General features: G+C 71.5%; 13 protein-coding genes and 3 pseudogenes. 5 read left to right on the top strand and 11 right to left on the bottom strand.

Annotated elements, in window-relative coordinates; genetic code table 11:
• Positions 1 to 108: 108 nt before the first annotated feature.
• Positions 109 to 1,473, bottom strand: coding sequence for a carotenoid oxygenase family protein (locus ACEXOX_RS25215; RefSeq protein ID WP_406523440.1), 1,365 nt, complete (start codon positions 1,471 to 1,473; stop codon positions 109 to 111).
• On the bottom strand, positions 1,470 to 2,060 hold the full coding sequence (locus tag ACEXOX_RS25210; RefSeq protein WP_406523438.1) for a hypothetical protein: 591 nt from the start codon (positions 2,058 to 2,060) through the stop codon (positions 1,470 to 1,472). Before ACEXOX_RS25210 ends, ACEXOX_RS25215 begins: the two co-directional genes overlap by 4 nt.
• A 113-nt stretch (positions 2,061 to 2,173) precedes the next feature.
• On the opposite strand from ACEXOX_RS25210, the gene ACEXOX_RS25205 reads away from it, so the two are divergent.
• Complete coding sequence (locus ACEXOX_RS25205; protein ID WP_406523436.1) at positions 2,174 to 2,590, top strand: PadR family transcriptional regulator; 417 nt, start codon at positions 2,174 to 2,176, stop codon at positions 2,588 to 2,590.
• A complete protein-coding gene (locus ACEXOX_RS25200; protein ID WP_406523434.1) occupies positions 2,587 to 2,859 on the top strand; it encodes a hypothetical protein in 273 nt (90 codons plus the stop codon). Before ACEXOX_RS25205 ends, ACEXOX_RS25200 begins: the two co-directional genes overlap by 4 nt.
• Before the next feature lie 48 nt (positions 2,860 to 2,907).
• Here the strand turns inward: ACEXOX_RS25200 and ACEXOX_RS25195 are convergent, their stop codons facing one another.
• The 3 genes from ACEXOX_RS25195 to ACEXOX_RS25185 form a co-directional block, all read right to left on the bottom strand.
• Positions 2,908 to 3,480: a hypothetical protein gene (locus ACEXOX_RS25195; protein ID WP_406523433.1), complete on the bottom strand. Its 573-nt coding sequence runs from the start codon at positions 3,478 to 3,480 to the stop codon at positions 2,908 to 2,910.
• Positions 3,481 to 3,541: 61 nt separating this feature from the next.
• A complete protein-coding gene (htpX, locus tag ACEXOX_RS25190) occupies positions 3,542 to 4,441 on the bottom strand; it encodes a zinc metalloprotease HtpX (RefSeq protein ID WP_406523431.1) in 900 nt (299 codons plus the stop codon).
• 242 nt (positions 4,442 to 4,683) lie between these two features.
• On the bottom strand, positions 4,684 to 5,577 hold the full coding sequence (locus tag ACEXOX_RS25185) for an LLM class flavin-dependent oxidoreductase (RefSeq protein ID WP_406523429.1): 894 nt from the start codon (positions 5,575 to 5,577) through the stop codon (positions 4,684 to 4,686).
• Positions 5,578 to 5,945: 368 nt separating this feature from the next.
• On the opposite strand from ACEXOX_RS25185, the pseudogene ACEXOX_RS25180 reads away from it, so the two are divergent.
• Positions 5,946 to 6,838: pseudogene (locus ACEXOX_RS25180) on the top strand (Cof-type HAD-IIB family hydrolase).
• Positions 6,839 to 7,026: 188 nt separating this feature from the next.
• Here ACEXOX_RS25180 and ACEXOX_RS25175 read toward each other — a convergent pair.
• From ACEXOX_RS25175 to hisC, 6 genes and pseudogenes are all read right to left on the bottom strand, one after another.
• A pseudogene (locus ACEXOX_RS25175) lies at positions 7,027 to 7,527 on the bottom strand (M23 family metallopeptidase); the annotation flags it as partial.
• 971 nt (positions 7,528 to 8,498) lie between these two features.
• Positions 8,499 to 10,177, bottom strand: a pseudogene (locus ACEXOX_RS25170) (GAF domain-containing protein).
• Positions 10,178 to 10,532: 355 nt separating this feature from the next.
• A complete protein-coding gene (gene cydD / locus ACEXOX_RS25165; protein ID WP_406523427.1) occupies positions 10,533 to 14,261 on the bottom strand; it encodes a thiol reductant ABC exporter subunit CydD in 3,729 nt (1,242 codons plus the stop codon).
• An 81-nt stretch (positions 14,262 to 14,342) separates the two neighbouring features.
• Positions 14,343 to 15,344 carry a cytochrome d ubiquinol oxidase subunit II gene (cydB, locus tag ACEXOX_RS25160; protein ID WP_406523425.1) on the bottom strand — a complete coding sequence of 334 codons (1,002 nt, stop codon included), beginning with the start codon at positions 15,342 to 15,344 and terminating at the stop codon, positions 14,343 to 14,345.
• 9 nt (positions 15,345 to 15,353) lie between these two features.
• Positions 15,354 to 16,862: a cytochrome ubiquinol oxidase subunit I gene (locus ACEXOX_RS25155; protein WP_406523423.1), complete on the bottom strand. Its 1,509-nt coding sequence runs from the start codon at positions 16,860 to 16,862 to the stop codon at positions 15,354 to 15,356.
• Positions 16,863 to 17,114: 252 nt separating this feature from the next.
• On the bottom strand, positions 17,115 to 18,194 hold the full coding sequence (hisC, locus tag ACEXOX_RS25150; protein ID WP_406523422.1) for a histidinol-phosphate transaminase: 1,080 nt from the start codon (positions 18,192 to 18,194) through the stop codon (positions 17,115 to 17,117).
• Between the two features lie 796 nt (positions 18,195 to 18,990).
• Here hisC and ACEXOX_RS25145 point away from each other — a divergent pair.
• Positions 18,991 to 20,091, top strand: coding sequence for a LacI family DNA-binding transcriptional regulator (locus tag ACEXOX_RS25145; RefSeq protein ID WP_030022912.1), 1,101 nt, complete (start codon positions 18,991 to 18,993; stop codon positions 20,089 to 20,091).
• Positions 20,092 to 20,481: 390 nt separating this feature from the next.
• Entirely contained in the window at positions 20,482 to 21,660 is a 1,179-nt protein-coding gene (locus ACEXOX_RS25140; RefSeq protein WP_406523420.1) for a metallophosphoesterase, read from the top strand.
• Positions 21,661 to 21,773: the final 113 nt, after the last annotated feature.

Raw genomic sequence — 21,773 nt, 5'->3', positions numbered from 1 at the left:
CCGTCCCAACTGCGCCGACCGGTGTGAACCCCCTCATCCGACACCGCCGCATCCCCGGCCGCCATTCAGGCGCAGCCACTCGGGGGCCGGGCGCGGTCCGCCGCGTCCCTACTGCGCCGGGTCCGGGATCCAGTTCCCGTGGAACCCGTAGGGCACCCGCTGGGGCAGGTGGACCGTGGCCACCGGCCCCTCGGTTATGTCCTCCGCGTCGAGGATCACAAGATCGCTGGAGTCGCGGGCTGCGTCATAGACGTAAGTGAGCAACCACCCGGGGCCGCCCGGCCGGTCGTCCGCCGGGGCGAAGGCCGCCTCGGCCGGTGTACGGCCGGAATCGAAGTCGTACCGGGTGCTGGTGCCGGTGTGCAGGTCATAGCGGATCAATGCGCTCGGCGTCGGGCCTGCGCCGGGGCCCCCGCTCCGCGTGATGTGCCCGAACCTGGCGTCCAGCCCCGCCAGCCGGTCGTCCACACGCGGGAACTCGCCCGACTGGTCGTCCACCTGCTCCTCGACGACCTTGTCCGACGCGAGGTCGATGGTCCACCGCCACAGTGTGGGCAGTGACTTCAGCTCCGGCGCCGGGTAGCGACAGACGTAGAGGACGATGCGCCCCGGGCCGTCGTCGTACGCGTTCATGGAGTGGAAGACGTAGCAGGGGTCGATGGCGAACCAGCGGACGTCACCGTGCGGATCGTCACGACGCAGCACACCGAGCCGGGCACCGTACTCCTGGTCCCACACGTACGGCATGCCGGGAGTTCCGCGGTCGTAGACGAGCGGGAGGTCCATGAAGACGACGTGCCCGGCCGTCAGGTGGAAGTCGTGCATCATCGTGGACGCCGCCACCTCGACGGGGCGGCTCAGCTCCAGTGCGCCGGAGGCGTCCGCACGGTGGTAGGTCAGGTACGGCGGCTCCGGAGCCCCATATCCGAAGAAGTGCAGCTCCCCCGTGGTCGGGCAGGTCTTGGGGTGAGCGGTCATGGCGGTGGTCAGCCGTCCGTCGAAGTCGTACGGGCCGATGGTCTCCAGTTCGTGGCCCGGGCGGCAGTCGAGTTCGTACGGGAAGGATGACTCGACCAGGGCGAGAGTGCGGCCCGCGTGGTGCACGACGTGGGTGTTGGCGACACCGGCGGTCAGGTCGGGGCGCCCGTCCCGCTCCCGGGGTTGGGCGCCGTCGGTGAGGGTCGAGGTGCGCACCCAGCGGTTGCGGTACGAGACGGCCTTGCCGCCTTCCAGGCGGACACCGTGGACCATGCCGTCACCGAAGAACCAGTGCGCCGACGCGGCGTCCCGCGGGTTGGGGCCGTTGCGCAGGTACCAGCCCACCAGCTCGGGCGGTATCGCGCCGGTGACCGGCAGCTCGTACGCGGTGAGTTCCTTGGTCACCGGGGCGAAGTTCCCCGCCAGGTGCGGGGCCGGGGCGCCGCCGGAGCCGGACGCCGGGACGGCGGATCCGAGGGCGTTGGTCGTCGTCATACGGGTTGAGCCTCCTGTACGTAGGGGTGGCCGCCGGCCTGCTCCAGGAAGCGCGCTCGCGCACGCTCCGGATAGCTCGCGGTGAAACGCAACGGGATGACGAAGGCGCTGACATGGATGGAGATCATCGCGGACAGCCCCAGCCCGAGGCCCGTGACCAACGCCTGCCCGGCCGCGGCGAACGTGAAGGACGCCGCCCAGGCCGCGGTGAGCACGTAATTGATCCGCAGGAACAGCCGGTTACGCCACACCTCGGGCGGCGCCTTGCGGCGGGCTGTCGCGAGTGTGAAAGGCCGGCGGGCGGCCATCGACCCCCAGGTGACCAGCGCCAGCCAGCCCGAGGACAGGGCCCCGTCGTAGATCCGCAGACCGCTGTCCGGGCGGAAGAAGGCCAGGGCCGTGATGCCGGCGAAGAACACCAGGCTGCCGTACTCCAGCACCCGGAACGATGGCGCCAGCCCCTCGGCACGGTCCGCGTAAAGCACCACGACACCGATCACCAAGGCCAGCAACGCGGCCCACTGCCACGACGCCCAGGCCACTGCTCCGTAGGCGATCCACGGAAAGAACCCCCGCAAGAAGGTCATGACTCTCGACTCCCCCGGCCGTCCCCGGCCATCCAGCGACATTCCAACTCAGACATGTCGAAGCTAGAAGGTACTTCTTTGACGTGTCAAGACTGGAAGGTAAAGTGACGGACATGAGCCTCCGCCACGCCGTTCTGGGCCTGCTGGCCGAATCACCCGCCAGCGGCTACGACTTGATGAAGACGTTCGACCTGTCGCTCGCGCATGTGTGGCCGGCCACCCAGAGCCAGGTCTACGGAGAGCTGAACAAACTCACCGCGGCCGACCTGATCGAGGTGGCCTCCCACGGCCCTCGTGGCCGCAAGGAGTACGCCATCACCAAGGCGGGCCTGGCCGAACTGCACCACTGGCTCACGGAGGTGGAGCCCGTCGGACCCCAGCGTCACGACGGCCTGTTGCGCGTCTTCTTCCTCGGTGTCCTGACGCCGCTGGAAGCCCGTACGTACCTTCTGCAACAGGCCGAACGGTCCGCCCGCGCGCACGCCGACTACCGGGCCTTGGCCGACGCCGGCAACTGGGAGGGGAAATGATCGCTGTCTACGGGCGCATCGCCCTGGAATTCGGCCTGCGGCAGACCGCCATGATGGAGGAATGGGCCAACTGGGCAGCATCCGAGATCACTTCGGACCAGGCCCGCCGGAGCAGTGAAGCGGCCGGGGAGCAGGGATCGGAGCAGCACCACGACGCGGAGCTGGAGTTGGAGCTGGCCCAGGGCCAAGGTCGGGTTCAGGAACGAGATCAGGTTCGGGACCAGGAGCAGGCCCGGGAACAAGCGCAGACCCAGAAGCAAGAGCAGTAGCCCCCGCCTGCCCGACTGCCCGCCCGCCCGCCGAGACCTCCTAGCTCGTCACAGCCCCGGCGCGCCCCAGACCGGGAACCACCGGCTCAGGTCCGGCTCGGTCTCCAAGTCGTCGGCGAGCACGGCCCGGACTTCCAGCTCAAGGGCGTTGTCGCGCTTCTCGGCGGCACCACCCGGCCCTGTCTGCGGCGCAAAGGGGTAGAACGTGCCGCGCTTGTAGAGGTAGACGAGCGCGAGTGGCCTGCCCCGATCGTCCCGGAAACCCATGAGGGAGCACAGCAGTTGCGGGCCGAATCCGGTGCTCTCCAGGGAACTGTTGACCGTGTGCAGATCGTTCACCAGCCCCGCACTGTCCTCCGCCTCGTGCCGCGTGAGCATCCACGAGTAGCCGTACCCGTCCTGACTGAACTCGGCCGGACTGCCCAGCAGATCGCGCACCTCTTCCTGGATGCCGCGGAACGCGCCGCCCTCGACGCTCGCGAAGCACACCGACCCCAGGCCGGTGGGCCGGAAGCCGGTCGCGGCCTGGAGGGTGACAGCCGCGGAAGGCAGCGCGAACAGCCGGTCGAGGTCCGGGCGCACCGGCTTGCTGCGTCCGAGGATGGCGTCCAGGAATCCCATACGGTGCCTCTCCTTGATCCGTCTCCGAAGGTCGCCCGGAGGGCAGCCCCCGCGACCGCTCCTACGGCCGCCCCAGCTGCGCCGAGATTTGCCCCAGCTGCTCCAGCCGCTGCTCCAGGGTCGGGTGCGAAGACAGCAGCCGCCCGAAGCTCTCCTTCGAGAACGCCGGCGCGAAGAAGAACGCGTTGAACGGTTCGGCCTTGCGCAGGTCCCGCGTCGGGATCTGCGCCATCTGGCCGGTGACCTTGGTGAGTGCGGCGGCCAGCGCCGACGGGCGCCCGGTCAGGATCGCCGCGGCCCGGTCGGCGGACAGCTCCCGGTAGCGCGACAGCAGGCGGGTGAGGAGGAAGCTGACGGCGTAGACCACGGCGCTGACCAGCGTGACGACCAGGACGGCGATCGCCGCGTTGTTGTCCCGGCTGTTGCGGCCGACGCCGCTCCACAGGGCCGCGCGCGTGATGATCCCGGCCAGTACGCCCAGGAACGAGGCGATTGTCATGACCGCCACATCGCGGTGTGCGACGTGCGACAGCTCGTGCGCCAGTACGCCTTCCAGCTCCTCCGGCTCCAGCCGCCGCAGCAGGCCGGTCGTCGCGCACACCATCGCGTTCTTCTGGTTGCGGCCGGTCGCGAAGGCGTTCGGTACGTCGGACTCCGCGACGGCCACGCGCGGCTTGGGCATGTCGGCGAGGGCGCACAGCCGGTCGACTGCACCGTGGAGTTCCGGTGCCTGCTCCGGAGTGACCTCACGCGCCCCCATGCTGAAGGCGGCGATCCGGTCGCTGAACCAGAACTGCGCGACGAACATGGCGCCCGAGATGAGCAGCACCACGACCCACGCGCCCTTGAGGAGCACCACCAGCGCGCCCACCACGACCACGTACAGCAGGCCGATGAAGAACATGGTCGTGACCATGCGTGACGTCAGTCCGCGGTCGGGGGCGAATCGGGTTCGTGCCATGCCTCTCAGTCCTCCAAAACGCAGAGTCCGCAGAGTCCACCCGAGGAACCGTTCAGGCGCCTCTGACCCGATTCTCCCTCTTGTCCGCTCGTTACGGCGTAAAGCGCAGGCCATGGATTCGCCCGCCCGCGGGACAGCGGCTGCGCGTCGGCCCCGGTGACCCGGAACGCCCGGCCCACCTGCCTACGGCCCCGGCACACCTGCCTACAACCCCGGCCCGCCTGTCCACGGCCCCAGCCCGCCTACGCCCCCAGCTGCGCAAGCCCCTCGCCGGCGATCCGCTCGAACACCGAGAGGTCCGCTGCGAAGACCGAATCGGCGATCGGCCAGTGCAGCACGATCTCGTCGATGCCCGCCTCGGCGTGTGCACCCGCGAAGTCCACGAAGGCGTCCACGGAATCGAGCGGGCGGTCCGGCGTGAAGCCGGTGAGCATGGTCCTCGACAGCTCGCCGGCGTCCCGGCCGGCCTCGGCGCAGGCCTTGCCGAGGCGTTCGATCTGGCCGCGTACCGCTTCCAGGGACTCGGCCGCGGTGCCGTTCGCGGAGGTCTTCGGGTCGCCGGTGGTCACCCACGCCTGGCCGTGCCGGGCGGCCAGCCGCATGCCACGCGGCCCGGTGGCCGCGATCGCGAACGGCAATCGGGGCCGCTGTACACAGCCGGGGATGTTGCGCACCTCGTGGGCGCGGTAGTGCACGCCCTCGTACGAGACCACGTCCTGCGTCAGCAGCCGGTCCAGCAGCGGCACGAATTCGCCGAAGTGATCGGCCCGTTCCCGGGGCGTCCACGGTTCCTGGCCAAGGGCCGTGGCGTCGAAACCGGATCCGCCCGCGCCGATGCCCAGGGTGATCCGCCCGTCGCTGATGTCGTCCAGGGAGATCAGTTCCTTGGCGAGGGGCACCGGGTGCCGGAAGTTCGGGGACGTGACGAGCGTGCCCAGCCGCATCCGGGACGTCGCGGCGGCGGCCGCGGTCAGTGTCGGCACCGCGCCGAACCACGGTCCGTCACGGAAACTCCGCCAGGAGAGGTGGTCATAGGTGTACGCGGTGTGGAAGCCCAGCTCCTCGGCGCGCTGCCACACCTCCCGGCCACCCTCGGACCAGCGGCGGACAGGAAGGATCACGGTGCTCAGTCGCATGGGTACGAGCGTACGGCGGCGGGGCACCCGGCCCGCGAGCCGCGGTGAGCACCCGCGCTCGGGAGACACAGGCCGTGCACGCGGGGTGCGCATGCCGTACCGGCGCGCACGCTGCCAGCCGTATGCCTGCCACTGCATCCGTACGCCTCCCCACCCGAACCCGTGCAGTCCCGGCTCCGCCCTTGGGCGGGTGCGCGCGGCACCCGCCCCGGTACGACCCTGCGCTCGTCCCCTTACGGCCCGGTACCCGTTCCCGTACGGCCGTCCGGCACCTCCGGCGTACGCCCCCGTACTCCCGACACGCGTCCCACCTCCGTCAAGCTCATGCGCGCGACCCGCCGCACGCCTGTGCGCGCATATGCGCGAAGATGGGCTGCGTGACCGATGCCTCCGCAGAGCCTCCCCTGGCGCCCGGGTCCGACGGGAAAACGATCCGGCTGATCGCCACCGACCTCGACGGCACGTTGCTGCGCGACGACAAGACGGTCTCCGGCCGGACGATCGCCGCGCTGGCCGCCGCCGAGCGGGCAGGCATCGAAGTCTTCTTCGTGACCGGCCGGCCGGCCCGCTGGATGGACGTGGTCAGTGACCATGTGCACGGGCACGGGCTGGCGATCTGCGCGAACGGCGCGGCCGTCGTCGATCTTCACCACGGCCGCCGCCTCGTCGGAATCAGCCCCTTGGAGCGGCCGGAAGCGCTCTCCGTCGTGCACGCGCTGCGCGCTGCCGCCCCGGGACGACGTTCGCGGTCGAGCGGACCGGCGGCATCAACTACGAGCCCGCGTACCCGCCCTTCCACCTCGACCCGGCCGCCGTCATCGCGCCCGCGGAGAAACTTCTGGCCGAAGTGAGCCCGAAGGAGCGCCACTCCCCGCTGAGCCCCGACCAGCCCGTGCTCAAACTCCTCGCGCACCACCCCGACCTGGACCCGGACGCCTTCCTGGACCTCGCTCGCGCGCGGGCGGGCGCGTACGCCTCCTTCACCCGGTCCAGCCCCACCGCGCTCCTGGAGATCAGCGGCCTGGGCGTCAGCAAGGCCGGCACCCTGGCCCGCTGCTGCGCGGAACGCGGCATCACCCCCGACCAGGTCGTCGCCTTCGGGGACATGCCCAACGACATCGAGATGCTGACCTGGGCCGGCACCGCGTACGCCATGGCGAACGCCCACCCCGCCGTACTGGCCGCGACGGACCTGCACACGGCCGGCAACAACGAGGACGGCGTGGCGGCCGTGATCGAACGCATCCTTGAGCACCGCTGACCGCCCCTCGCCACCACGCCTCTCCACCACACCTTTTCATCACGATCAGCCACCGGATCGTCACACACCTCCTCATCGCAACCACACCCCCGCTTCGCCAGCCACGGCACCGGATCAACCCCCGAGCCCATGCGCGGCGTGCGGCGTACCTCGAAGTGCAGGTGCGGCCCGGTGGAGTTGCCGGTCGTACCGGACAGCGCGATCTGCTGCCCCGGCCGCACCCGCTGCCCGGGACGGGCCAACGCGGCCGACAGGTGCGCGTACTGCGAGAACGCACCGGCGCCGTGCTGCACCACCATGCTGATCCCGAAGCCGTCGCCGCAGGTCAGGCTGGCGATACGGCCCCAGCCCACGGACCGTACGGGCGTGCCGACCGGCACCGCGAAGTCCTGGCCCGTGTGGCCGCGCGCCCAGCGGCGGCCCGCGCCGCCGAACCCCGCGGACAGGACGTAGTGCTCCACCGGCCGCGTCCACCTGACGCCCGGCGCCGTCACCGGCGGCGCCGGGGCCTCTGAGCGCCTCGCCGCCGTGGACACCGCGCCGGGCGGCCCGCAACGCCCCTCACGCGACGCCTTCCGGGACAGGACCTGAAGCTGTACGCGGACGACGCCCAGGCGGCGGCTGATGCGACGGCGTTCGGCGTCGAGACGGGAGCGGTGCACGTCCAGTGCGGCGGAGCGGGCCAGCATGGCCGCACTGTCCGTCTCCAGGGCCCGGCTCAGACGCAGCGCCTCGCGCGTACGGGACGCCAGCAGGCGTTGCCGGTGCTCGGCCTCCCGGTAGGCGTTCAGTACCGCCTCCGGGCCGAGATGTGCCGGATGGCCGTGACGCGTCTGGGAGCCGTGCCCTGCCCGGGCACTCAGCGCGAACGGGAGCCGGTTGTTGCCCCGGTACTGTGCGCCGGCGATCCGTCCGGCGGCCCGGCGCAGGTCGACGGCCCTGCGGCGCTCCCGGAGCAGCGCCGCGTGCAGCCGCGAAGCGCGGGCCCGGCCGGCTCTCACCTCGCTCAGGGTCTTCGCGTACGACCGGCCGGTCCGGTGCGCGGCCCTGCCGAGCCGGAGCACCTCCAGGCTCGCGTCGGCCAGCCGGTCGGCACCGTGGGCGCGCGCCGGGGAGGAGCGGCGGGGGGCGGGCAGTGATGCCAAGGGGGCGACGGTGCTCGGTCCCGCCGGGGCCCTGGCGGCGGCCGGGAACCTGGCGGCCGCTGGGGACCCGTCCCGGGCCGTCCCGCCGACGGCAGTCTCTGTACCGGCCGCCGCCGTCAGCGCCATGACCAGCGACAACGTCACCCGCACCGCGCGTGACGGCGCGCGACGCCGCCAGGGGACACAGCGCCCCGCCCGCCCGTACGTACGCCGGGCAGGGCGCCACCACCCTCGGACCGTCTTACGCAACCAATCCAGCGAACCTGGACACATGGTCTGATAGTTGCACGGACATCCGTAAAACCAACTAAAACGTTTCGCCTCCTTCGTCCGCGAGGCTCCGAACGGAGCAATCCGCCTCCCGCGGAATGGCCGGAATCAACCGCTCCAGCAACCACGACAGATCACTCGAATACCGGTTGAACCGTACGGAGGTATCCCAGCTGGTCCGTCCGGACGCGGCCCGGGTACGGCCACCGATCCGCTCCCGTCTCACCCACCACCCTCGCCGCCCCTTAGAGCGGTGCCTCCCACGTCACCATCGTCCCCGCGCCGCCCTCCCCCAGACCCGGCCCGTACGTGCTGGACCCGCCCAGCGACTCGGCCCGCTTCGCGAGATTGCGCAGGCCGCTGCGCCGGCCGCCGTCCGGAATGCCCACACCGTCGTCGGCGACCGTCAGCCGTACGCCGTCCCGGCCGTCCGGCAGCTTGATCATCGAGTCGACGACGACCTCGATGCGCGAGGCGTCCGCGTGCCGGAACGCGTTGGACAGCGCCTCGCGCAGCGCGGCGATCAGGTTCTTGCCGGTCAGCTCGCCGACGCGCGCGTCCACCGGGCCGATGAAGTTGGCCGACGGCTGGAAGCCGAGCGGCACGGCGGCGGTGCCGATCTCCCGCAGGACCCGGGTCCGCAGCCCGGGCGGCGCCTCGGCCGGACCCTGTTGCAGCGCGAAGATCGCGGTACGGATCTCCTGGATGGTGACGTCGAGCTCGTCCACGGCCTTGCCGATGCCCTCCTGCACCTCGGGCACGACCGACCTGCGCTGCGCGCTCTCCAGCATCATCCCGGTCGCGAAGAGCCGCTGGATGACCAGGTCGTGCAGGTCGCGGGCGATCCGGTCGCGGTCCTCGTAGACGGCCAGCCGCTCGCGGTCGCGCTGCGCGTCGGCCAGCACGAGCGCCAGCGCGGCCTGGGCCGCGAACTGGGTGGCCAGCGTGCGTTCGGCGGCGGTGAAAGGGCGGTCGCCGCGCTTCCGCGGTGTCGCCAGCGTGCCCAGCACCCGGCCGCCGCTCTTGAGGGGCAGCAGCATGCTGGGGCCGAACCGCGGCGCGACGCCCGTGACCATCCGCGCGTCGGTGGCCGAGTCCTCCACGAACACCGGCTCACCGGCCAGCAGTCGCGCGGCCACCGGGCTCTCGGACGGCATGTGGGTACCGATGAGACCGGCGGGATCGTCCGCCGACGCCGCGACGATCTCCAGTCCGCCGTCCGCCGCGGGCAGCAGCACGATGCCGGCCGCCGAGTCGGCCAGCTTGCGTGCCTGTTCGGCGACGACCGCGAGCGCGTCGTCCACGTCGCTGCCGGCCAGCAGCGCGGTGGTCACCGCGGCCGCACCGTCGATCCACCGCTCCCGCTGCCGCGTCGCCGCGTACATCCGCGCGTTGCCGATCGCGATGCCGGCCTCGGTGGCGAGCACCCGCACCATGTGCAGATCGCCCTCGCTGAACTCGCCGCCGCCACGTTTCTCGGTCAGATAGAGGTTGCCGAAAATCTCCCCTGGACTCGGATCGGCACCCCGAGGAAGGTCCGCATCGGCGGGTGCCCCGGCGGGAAGCCCGCCGACCGCACGTCCTGCGTCAGGTCCGCCAGCCGCAGCGCCTTCGGATCGTGGATGAGGGCGCCGAGCAGTCCCTTGTGCCCGTCGGGCAGCGCGCCGATCCGGGCCCGCTCCTCGGCACTGACCCCGTACGTCACGAAGTCCGACAGGCCCTCACGCGCCTCGTCGATGATCCCGATCGCGGCGTAGCGGGCGTCGGCCAGCTCGGCGGCGGTCTCGACGATCCGGTCCAGGGTGATGTGCAGGTCCAGGCCCGCGCCGACGGTACGCATCGCTTCCAGGAGCTGCGGTACCCGTGCGGTCAGCTCGGTCGACAGGCCCTGGAGGCTGCGGGTCGCCTCGGTGGCCGCTTCCATGGGATCGGGACCGGAATCGGAAGCGGGACCGGGACCGGGCGCGGTCGCGCCACCGGATCCGGTGGGCGCCGTACCGGAACTCTTGCCGGTGGACGCCGCCCCCGTCCCCGCGCCGGTGGACGTCGCCCCGGAGCCCGCGCCGGTGGGTTCCCCGGTGCCCATGGGGTCTGAGGGTCCTGTCGTGACTGCCATGAGACGAGCCTAATAGTTGCTTTCCCGATGAAAGCCTTCTATGCGGCAATTCGGACGCCGGACCGGACCACCCCGGACCGCCCCGGGCTGCCACGTCACCCCGGTCCGGACGTCCGCCGCCACCGTACGCAGCGGCCGCCGGCACCCGTCGTTCTTCAGCCGTTCACCGGGCCTGCCCCACGCCCACCGGACACGCGTCCGCCGCACCCCGGTCCCCGGCCCGCGCGTCCACCGCCCGCTCACGCTCCCGCATCCGGCGGAACGCGCCGTCGGCCGCCGCCAGCTCCGTGTACGTGCCGCGCTGGACGGGCCGTCCCGCGTCCAGGACCAGCACCTCGTCGACGGCCTCCAGGCCCTCCAGCCGGTGCGTGATCAGCACGGTCGTACGGCCCTCGGTCGCGGCCAGCAGGTCGGCGGTCAACGCGTCGGCCGTGGCCAGGTCGAGGTGTTCGGCAGGCTCGTCCAGCACCAGGACGGGGAAGTCGGCGAGCAGCGCGCGGGCCAGCGCGAGACGCTGCCGCTGACCGCCGGAGAGCCGGGCACCGTGCTCGCCGACCATCGTGTCCAGCCCGTCGGGCAGCGACCGCACCCAGTCGGCCAGGCGGGCCCGCGAGAGCGCGTCCCACAGGTCGTCCTCGCCCGCTCCGGGCCGCGCGAGCCGCAGGTTCTCCCGTACCGAGCTGTCGAAGAGGTGCGCGTCCTGCGCGCAGAGGCCGACCTGCCGCCGTACGGCGTCCCCGTCCGCTGCCGCCGCGTCCACACCGTTCAGCGTGTACGAGCCGGACTCCCGGTCCAGGAAGCGCAGCAGCACCTGGGCGAGCGTCGTCTTGCCCGAACCGGACGGTCCGACCACCGCCAGCCGCCGCCCGGCGGGGAGGGTGAAGCCGACTCCGTCCAGAGCGGGCACCCGCTGACCGGGGTACCGGGCCGTGAGCCCTTCCACGACCAGCGGGAACGGGGAGTCCGGCACCGGTACGGCCACCGCGCCGGCCGGTTCGCTGACCGGCTCCGGCGCGTCCAGCACCTCGAAGACCCGCTCGGCCGCCCGCCGCGTGCGCTGCCGGTACTGCACGGCGAGCGGCAGCCCCGCGACGGCCTCGAAGGCGGCGAGCGGAACGAGCACCACGACGGCCAGGCACACGCCCTCCAGCCGCCCCTCGTGGACGGCCCGCACACCGACGACAGCCGCCGCGGCCACCGTCAGCCCGCACAGCAGCGCGGACAGCCCGGCCCCGGCACCGGCCGCGGCCGCCGAACGGGACGCGATCCGGGTCAGGTCACGGTCGGCACGCCGCGTCCGGTCGATACGGGACGTGAGCGCGCCGGACACCGTCAGCTCGGCGGTGCCGGTGAGCAGGTCGAGGACGTGGGTGGAGAGCGCGCCCCGGGCGGGGGAGAGCTGCCGCTCGGCGCGGCGCGCGAGCACGGCGGACAGCGCGGGCACTCCCACGCCCGCCAACAGCAGCCCGGCAGCGAGGATGGCGCCCGCCTCGGGCAGCAGCCAGGCGGTGAACCCGACGGAACCCACGCCGACCACCACGGCCGCTCCGACCGGCAGCAGCCACCGCAGGAAGTAGTCCTGTACGGCGTCGACATCGGCCACCAGGCGCGACAGCAGGTCGCCGCTGCTGCGCGACCGCAGCCCGGCGGGCGCCAGACGTTCCAGGCGCCGGAAGACGGCCACCCGTACGTCCGCGAGCATCCGGAAGACGGCGTCGTGCGCCACCAGCCGCTCCGCGTACCGGAACACGGCCCGGCCGATGCCGAAGGCCCGCGTCGCGGTGACCGCCACCATCAGGTACAGGACGGGCGGGTGCTGCGCCGCCCGGGAGATGAGCCAGCCGGACGTCGCCATGAGGCCCACGGCGCTGCCCAGCGCCAGGCTGCCCAGCAGCAGCGCCAGTCCGAGCCGGCCCCAACGGGCACGCGCCAGGCCCCGCAGCCGCGCCAGCGCCGGGCGCCGGGCACCGGCCACGACCTCCGGACCACCTAGGCCGTCATCCGCACCGTCCTCGGACTCCGACGCCGCAAGATCGTCGCGTACGGCTTCCTCGGCACTCCCCCGCAGGGGACCCGAGGGCGCGGCGGGCTCTGTGGACACGGCGAACTCCGGCAAAGCGGCGGACTCCGTGGGAGCAGAGGACTCCGTGGAAGCGACGGACTCCGTGGAAGCGACGGGCTTCCCGATCTCCGCGGGCGCGCCGGCCGCCATAGGACGCCCGCCCCCGTCAGCCCCCTCCGCGGCCACCGCCGCCCCCGGCCCCGCCAGCCGCACCGTACGATCCACCACCACCAGCAACGCGGGCCGGTGGACGACCAGCAGCACCGTGCGGCCGGCCGCCAGGCGGCGTACCGCGTCGACGATGCCCGCCTCCGTCTCGCCGTCCAGGTTCGCGGTCGGCTCGTCGAGCAGCAGGACCGGGCGGTCGGCCAGGAACGCGCGGGCCAGGGCCAGACGTTGCCGCTGCCCTGCCGACAGCCCGGTTCCGCCCTCGCCGAGCACGGTCTCCGCGCCGTCGGGCAGGGCGGAGACGAAGTCCAGGGCCCCGGCGTCGCGGAGCGCGGCACGTACCGCCGCGTCGTCCGCGTCGGGGCGGGCCAGCCGCACGTTGTCGGCGATGGTGCCCGCGAAGAGGTACGGACGCTGCGCCACCCAGGCGATCTGCCGCCGCCAGTCCTCCGGATCGACGGTGGTCAGGTCGCGGCCGCCGATCCGTACCCGTCCCGCCGCGGGTACGGCGAAGCCGAGAAGGACGTTCAGCAAGGTCGACTTGCCCGCGCCGGAGGGACCGACGACGGCCACCGTCTCACCGGGCCTGACCTCGAACGACGTCTCGGGGAGCGAGGGTTCGGTGCGGCCGGGATGGCGCACGACCAGTCCCTCGACGGACAGTGCGGTGCTGTCGGGAGCGGGCTCGCCGCCCGTCGTGCGCAGCGGTGTCTCCAGCACCGCGAAGATCTCCTCGGCGGCCGCCAGTCCCTCGGCGGCCGCGTGGTACTGCGCGCCGACCTGTCGCAACGGCAGATACGCCTCGGGCGCCAGGACCAGCACCATCAGGCCGGTGTACAGGTCCAGGTCGCCGTGCACGAGCCGCATGCCGATGCCGACGGCGACCAGCGCGACCGAGATCGTGGCGAGCAGTTCCAGCGCGAAGGAGGAGAGGAAGGCGATCCGCAGGGTGCGCAGCGTGGCGCGGCGGTACTCGCCGGTGATGGAACGGATGGACGCGGCCTGCGCCTTGGCCCGGCCGAAGACCTTCAGTGTGGGCAGCCCGGCGACCACGTCCAGGAAGTGGCCCGACAGCCGGGACAGCAGCTGCCACTGGCGGTCCATGCGGTTCTGGGTGGCCCAGCCGATGAGGACCATGAACAGCGGGATCAGCGGCAGCGTCACGACGATGGTCGCGGCCGCGATCCAGTCGCCGGTGACGATCCGCGCCAGCACGGCGACCGGTACGACGACCGCCAGGCCCAGTTGCGGCAGATAGCGCGCGAAGTAGTCGTCGAGGGCGTCGATACCGCGGGTGGCGAGGGTGGTGAGTTCCCCGGACCGCTGGGTGCTCAGCCACCCCGGGCCCAGCCCGGCCGCCGCCCGCGTCAGCAGCCGCGTACGCAGCTCGGACTTGACCACCGCGCTCGCCCGGTGCGCGGCCAGTTCCGTCAGCCAGGCCACCAGGGCCCGGCCGACGGAGACCAGGACGAGCAGCACCACCGGTGTGCCCAGGTCGCCGAGATCGAGGTGGCGCTGGAAGGCACCGACGACGATTTCGGCGACGAGCATGGCCTGGCCGATGACCAGACCCGAGCCGGCCAGCCCGAGGACCACCACCGCGGCGAGGAAGAACCGGGTGGAGCGGGCGTACCGCAGCAGGCGCGGGTCGACGGGTTTCACGTGAAACAACCTCTCCCGGACGGAAGTTGATCAGCCGGTGACGGCCGGTGGGGTCCCGCCGGGACCCCACCGGGGGGCTGCCTAGTGGGCGTCGGCGATGTGCTGCGTACCGATCCGCTTACGGAAGACCCAGTAGGTCCAGCCCTGGTAGAGCATGACGATCGGGGTGGCGATGCCCGCGCACCACGTCATGATCTTCAACGTGTACGCACTGGACGAGGCGTTGGAGACCGTGAGGTTCCAGCTCTCGTTCAGCGAGGACGGCATCACGTTCGGGAAGAGCGTCAGGAACAGCATCGCGACCGCGGCGACGATCGTGACGCCGGAGAACGCGAACGACCAGCCTTCCCGCCCGAGGTGGTTCATCACCAGCCCGGCGACCAGCGCCACCACCGCGACGGCCATCGCGACCAGCGACGAGGTGTCGCCCTTGTCGAGCTGGGTCCAGCCCAGGAAGACGATCGCCAGCACGGCGGTGGCCAGACCCAGGACGGTGGCCGTCCGGCGGGCCCGTGCCCGGATGTCGCCCAGCGTCTTCAGCGAGGCGAAGACCGCGCCGTGGAAGGTGAACAGGGTCAGCGTGACCAGGCCGCCGAGCAGGGCGTACGGGTTCAGCAGGTCCAGGACGCCGCCGACGTACTCCTTGTGCGCGTCGATCTGCACGCCCCGCACGATGTTGCCGAAAGCGACGCCCCACAGGAACGCGGGGAGCAGCGAGCACCAGAAGATCGCGTGCTCCCAGTTGCGCTGCCAGCGCTCCTCGGGCCGCTTGACGCGGTACTCGAAGGCGACACCGCGCACGATCAGGCAGACCAGGATGAGCAGCAGCGGCAGGTAGAAGCCGGAGAACAGGGTGGCGTACCACTCCGGGAAGGCGGCGAAGGTCGCGCCGCCCGCGCTGAGCAGCCACACCTCGTTGCCGTCCCAGACCGGGCCGATGGTGTTGATCAGGACCCGCCGCTCGCTCCGGTCGCGGGCGAGCAGCTTGGTCAGGACGCCGATGCCGAAGTCGAATCCTTCGAGGAAGAAGTACCCGGTCCACAGCACGGCGATGAGTACGAACCAGACGTCATGGAGTTCCACGGTCGCCCCCTAGTACGAGAAGGCCATCGGCCGGTCGGCGTCCGCGTGGTCGCCGCCGATCTTGGTGGGCGGGTTGAGGTCGTCGTCCGTCAGCTCCGGCGGCCCGGCCTTGACGTACTTGACCAGCAGCCGGACCTCGATGACCGCGAGGATCGCGTACAGCAGCGTGAAGACGGTCATCGACGTGAGCACTTCACCCTGCGAGACGCCCGGGGAGACCGCCGAAGAGGTCTTCAGGACGCCGTACACCGCCCAGGGCTGCCGGCCCATCTCGGTGAAGATCCAGCCCCAGGAGTTGGCGATGAGCGGGAAGCCGAGGGTGACGAACGCCAGCGACCAGTAGAGCTTGCTCAGGCGGACGCCGAGCACCTTGTTCTTGGTGAGCGCCAGGTGGGGTGGCTCCTCGTCCCCCGTACGCAGCCCCGGCGAGAGCCAGAACTTCTTGCGGGTGAGCCAGAGCCCGGCCAGGCCGATGGCGAACGAGGCCATGCCGAAGCCGATCATCCAGCGGAAGCCCCAGTAGGCGACCGGGATGTTGGGCCGGTAGTCGCCGGGCCCGTACTTCTGCTGTTCGGCCTTGTTGACGTCGTTGATGCCGGGGACCGGCGTGGAGAAGTCGTTGTGGGCGAGGAAGGAGAGCAGCCCGGGTATCTCGATGGCGACCTTGTTGTGGCCCTTGTCGACGTCGCCGTAGGCGAAGACGGAGAACGGCGCCGGGCCCTCCTTGTCCCACAGCGCCTCGGCGGCGGCCATCTTCATCGGCTGCTGCCGGAACATGACCTTGCCGAGCTGGTCGCCGCTGATCGCGGTGAGCGCGCCGGCGATGACCAGGGTGACCAGGCCGAGCCGCAGCGAGGTGCGCATCACCTTGACGTGCTTCTTGCGCATCAGGTGGTACGCGGCGATGCCGACCATGAACGCGGCGCCGGTCAGGAAGGCGGCGGTCAGCGTGTGGAAGACGACGACGAGCGTGGTGTCCTGGGTCAGCACCTTCCAGAAGTCGGTCAGCTCGGCGCGTCCGTTGGCGGCGTTGTACTTGTAGCCGACCGGGTGCTGCATCCAGGAGTTGGCCGCGAGGATGAAGTACGACGACAGGATGGTGCCGATCGAGACCATCCACATGCAGAAGCAGTGGATCTTCTTGGGCAGCTTGTCCCAGCCGAAGATCCACAGGCCGATGAAGGTGGACTCGAAGAAGAAGGCGATGAGGGCCTCGAACGCGAGCGGGGCGCCGAAGACGTCACCGACGAACCGCGAGTAGTCCGACCAGTTCATACCGAACTGGAACTCCTGGACGATGCCGGTGACGACACCCATCGCGATATTGATCAGGAAGAGCTTGCCCCAGAACTTGGTGGCTTTCAGGTACTGCTGCTTGCCCGTCCGCACCCATGCGGTCTCCAGCCCGGCCACCAGCGCGGCGAGGGAGATCGTGAGGGGGACGAAGAGGAAGTGGTAGACGGTCGTGATGCCGAATTGCCATCGCGCCAGGGTCTCTGGCGCCAACGCCAGGTCCACGTCGGGTCTCTCCTTACGTCGCCGTGTGCTGTCTACGGCTGCTTCGCCCCGGTTTGTCCCGATGGAAGCGGTACATAAGGGGCGCGCTTGTGAACGCGTTCACATTCACAAGCAATTATCACCCATGGCTGGTTTTTGATCCTGACGGGGGTGCGTGACGACCGTCACGCCCGGAAAAGCGCAGGAACAGCAGAGCGGGGGCGCGCGCCCATCAGGCACACGCCCCCGCTCGGGGCAGCAGCTGGCCGCCGCTCACAGCTCCTTGCGGAACTGCTCGGCAGCCTGCAAGAACAGGTCCATCGCCGCCGTCTCGCCGATCGTCACGCGCACACCCTCGCCGGCGAAGGGACGCACCACCACGCCCGCCTTCTCGCAGGCCGCCGCGAAGTCGAGCGTGTGCTCGCCCAGCCGCAGCCAGACGAAGTTCGCATGCGTCTCGGGCACCGTCCAGCCCTGCGCGGTCAGCGCCTCGCAGACCCGGGCCCGCTCCGTGACCAGCGCGTCCACCCGTTCCATCAGCGCGCCCTCGCTGCGCAGCGACGCCACCGCCGCCTCCTGCGCGAGCTGGCTCACGCCGAACGGCACGGCCGTCTTGCGCAGCGCGGCCGCCACCGGCTCGTGGGCCACCGCGAAGCCGATGCGCAGGCCGGCGAGCCCGTACGCCTTGGAGAAGGTCCGCAGCACGCAGACGTTGGGGCGGTCCCGGTACAGGTCCAGGCCGTTCGGTACGTCCGCGTCGCGGTTGAACTCCTGGTACGCCTCGTCCAGCACGATCAGGATGTCGCTGGGCACCCGGTCCAGGAACGCTTCCAGCTCCGCCCGGCGGACGACGGTGCCGGTGGGGTTGTTGGGGTTGCAGACGAAGATCAGCCGGGTCCGGTCGGTTATCGCCTCGTACATCGCGTCCAGGTCGTGCACCTCACCGGAGGTCAGCGGCACCTGCACGGGCGTGGCCCCGGCGACCTGGGTCACGATCGGGTACGCCTCGAAGGAGCGCCACGCGTAGATCACTTCGGCGCCCGGCCCGGCCGTCGACTGCACCAGCTGCTGGGCCACGCCCACCGAACCCGTGCCCGTCGCCAGGTGCTCGACCGGCACCGAGAAGTGCTCCGACAGCTCGGCCATCAGCCCCGTGCAAGCCATGTCCGGGTAGCGGTTGAAGGCCCCGGCCGCGGTCACCGCGCTCTCCAGGACGCCGGGCAGCGGCGGGTACGGGTTCTCGTTGGAGGACAGCTTGTAGGTGACGGGGCCGCCCGTCGCAGCCGGCTTGCCGGGCTTGTAGGTGGGGATGCCGTCCAGCGCAGCGCGCAGCTTCGGGCTCTTCTCGCTCACCGCAGGTTCCTCCTCGACCGTGCCGTCCGTCTCCAATACTGCACACCTTATGAGGATTGCTCCGTCAGGCGTAGGCCTCGGCCGGATCGGATGCCGTCTCCGGGGCCTGGTCCGCCTTCCTGTTCGTGTTCGAGCCGTGGGCCCGGCGTCGGGTGCCGGAAGCGCGGGGGCCGCCCCGACCCCGACGGACCCCGGTGGCCGCTTCGCCCCCGGCGGGACCCGGTGGCCGCTCCACCCCCGACAGACCCCGGTGGCCGCTTCGCCCCCGACGGACCCCGGTGGCCGCCCCGCCGCCGACGGATCTCCGATGGCCACCCTGCCCCCGGCGGCCCCCTGGTGGCCGCCCCAACCCCGGCGGATCACCCACCCTCGTAGACCACGCCGCCTACCGACGGCCCCACTCCCCCTGTGGCCCGCCTCACCCAGGCGCCCCGCCTCACCGCGGACGATCCCCCCTGCCGGGAAGATCGTCCGTACAGGAGGAAAGCCCCCTGAAGATCGACCTCGCAGCCCGTCCCCACCGCGCACAGCCCTTGGGGAGCGCTACGCCCTGCGTCACGCGCCGGTGGCTCGCGCCGTGGCGCGCATCCCTCGTGAAGGTGACTTGAGACCGCTTCGAGACCTGGACCAATCCGCCGACGACTCCCAACGTTCCTCCGACAGTCACCAGTGAACACCCCCAACTCCCTTCGTTTCACAGGGCACGAGGGGCATGCGGGCATGCAGAAACGTGCCTTTCCACTGCCGCACACAGCGCCCCGCGAAAGGACCGCCCGAGCCCTACTATCGGCTCGCCATGACAGCAGCAGGGAAGCACCAGGTGAGCCGGTCTACCGGTCGCCGGCTGGGGCGGGCAGGCATCCGGGACGTGGCCGCCGCAGCCGGGGTATCCATCACGACTGTCTCCGACGCGCTCAACGGCAAGGGCCGGCTTCCGGATGCCACCCGTCGCCACGTCCGCGAGGTGGCCGACCGGTTGGGTTACCGCCCTTCCGCCGCCGCCCGCACGCTCCGTACCGGCAAGTCCGGGCTCATCGGCCTGACCGTCACCACGTACGGGGATGAACCTTTCACCTTCACCGAATTCGCGTACTTCGCGGAAATGGCCAGAGCCGCCACCTCGGCGGCGCTCGCCCGCGGCTACGCCCTCGTCATCCTGCCCGCGACCTCCCGCCACGACGTCTGGTCGAACGTCGCCCTCGACGGCACCGTCGTCATCGATCCGGCCGACGGCGATCCCGTCGTCACCGAGCTCGTACGGCACGGCATCCCCGTCGTCTCCGACGGCCGCCCCGGCGGAACCCTCCCCGTGATGGGCTGGGTCGACAACGACCACGAGGCGGCCGTACTCGGCCTCCTCGACCACCTAGCCGACGCCGGCGCCCGCCGCATCGGCCTGCTCACCGGCACCACCACCGACACCTACACCCGGCTCTCCACCACCGCTTACCTGCACTGGTGCGAGCGCGTCGGACAGGACCCGGTGTACGAGTCCTACCCCGCGCACGACCCGTGCGCGGGCGCGGTGGCCGCCGACCGCCTGCTGGCCCGTCCGGACCGTCCGGACGCGGTGTACGGCCTGTTCGACCCGAACGGGACCGACCTGCTGGCGGCGGCCAGACGCTACGGCCTGCGCGTCCCCGAGGACCTGCTGCTGGTCTGCTGCAGCGAGTCCACGGTCTACGCCACGACCGAACCCCCGATCACCACCCTCTCCCTCAAACCCCGCCGGATCGGCACCGCCGTCGTCCAGCTCCTCATCGACGCCATCGAAGGACTGGACAGCGGACGACCGGTCGAGCAGGTGATACCGACCGATCTGATCGTGCGGACCTCCTCCCAGCGCAGGTCCACACGGACGACCGTCAGTCCGCCGCGGGGACCGTCCGGGGCCTGACCCCGCCGGTCACCGCGGAGGCCCTCCGGGTCCGACCGTCACACGTTCGAGCGGCCGTGTGGACGCGCCTTTCGCGTCCGCACGGCCGGAGGTGTGTCCGGGCGAGGTGTCGGGCCGGAGCACCCCGCCGAGCACCCACCGGGCGACTTCGGTACGTCGTACCGTCCTCCCGCCATCGCCGCGCCGCCCGCCCGCCATCCGGCCGCCCGGGATAAAATCGGGTGGATCCCGGAGAAAACGGCAGCGAACACCGGGCGCCGAGCGATTGACCACCCCCGGGTGCGTCACAACCCGCGAGCGGCATTCCTATGATGGGCGCACGACACCACGGACCGCCGTCGACCAGGCAAGGTCCGCGAGGTGCACGGCGGCGCGACGGTGGAGGGGTCGATGACTCAGGGGGCCAGTGTGGGACCCATGGTGCGGACCATGCCGGCACAACCTCCGGCTCCGGGGCAGCCGCTTGCTCCGCCGGTGCCCCCGGCACCCGCGGCCCCCCCGCGGCCGACGGCTCCTCCGGCATCCGTGGGCGCGTCCGCCGCTCCACACGGCATGCCGCCCGAGTACACGCCCACGGAACGTTCCCTTCCGGTCATCGGCGCCGACGCCCGGGCCGACGCCCCCGGTGGCGCCGAGGGCCGTACGGACCTCCCGCCCGTCACCCGTACGGACACCCTCATCGACCGCCCGACCGTCGACCTGGCGGCGGTGCCCGAGTCGGCCGTACCGGCCGCCGAGCAGCAGGAGGGCGGCGGACCGCTGTACGTCGTCGGCGACGTGCACGGCTACTACGACGAACTGCGCGAGGCGCTCGCCGCCGAGGGCCTCATCGACGCCGACGGCCAGTGGGCCGCCGGCAACGCCCGCCTGTGGTTCCTCGGCGACTTCACCGACCGCGGCCCGGACGGCATCGGCGTGATCGACCTGGTCATGCAGCTGTCCGCCGAGGCCGCGGCGGCCGGCGGCTACTGCAAGGCCCTGATGGGCAACCACGAACTGCTGCTCCTCGGCGCCAAGCGGTTCGGTGACATCCCGGTCCAGTCCGGCGCCGGCACGGCGTCCTTCCAGGCCGCCTGGCTCCTCAACGGCGGCCAGAAGACCGACATGGACCGCCTCCAGGACCACCACCTGCAGTGGATGGCCCGGCTGGACGCCGTCTCGGAGGAGGACGGGCACCTGCTCGTGCACTCCGACACCACGGCCTACCTGGAGTACGGCGACTCCATCGAGGACGTCAACGACACCGTCCACGACGTCCTCACGCGCAGCGACGCGGACGAGGTCTGGGACCTGTTCCGCAAGTTCACCAAGCGGTTCGCCTTCCGCGACGAGGAAGCCGGCCCGATGGCCGTACGGGAACTCCTCGACACCTACGGCGGCCGGCGCGTCGTGCACGGCCACAGCCCGATCCCGTACCTCCTCGGCGAGGTCGGCGGCGAGGACGACGAAGGCGAGGGCATCGCCGTCGACGGCCCGCACCTCTACGCCGACGGGCTGGCCATCGCCATGGACGGCGGGATCACCATGGCCGGAAAGCTACTGGTCGTACAACTTCCCCTGAGTGCCTGACCGTTATCCGGGCAGGGGTAGCGGAAGGTAGGGAAGTGGAGCAGCGGGGTCCGAGCCACGCAGGAGCGGTCCTTATTTCCGCAAACACCCTGTCACCCCGTGCCGGAGGCGCT

Origin of the sequence: Streptomyces sp. Ac-502, assembly GCF_045222935.1 — a bacterium.
Lineage (GTDB): Bacteria > Actinomycetota > Actinomycetes > Streptomycetales > Streptomycetaceae > Streptomyces > Streptomyces monomycini.
Note: the sequence above shows the minus strand (reverse complement) of the source record. Positions and strands in the feature narration are given on the sequence as shown.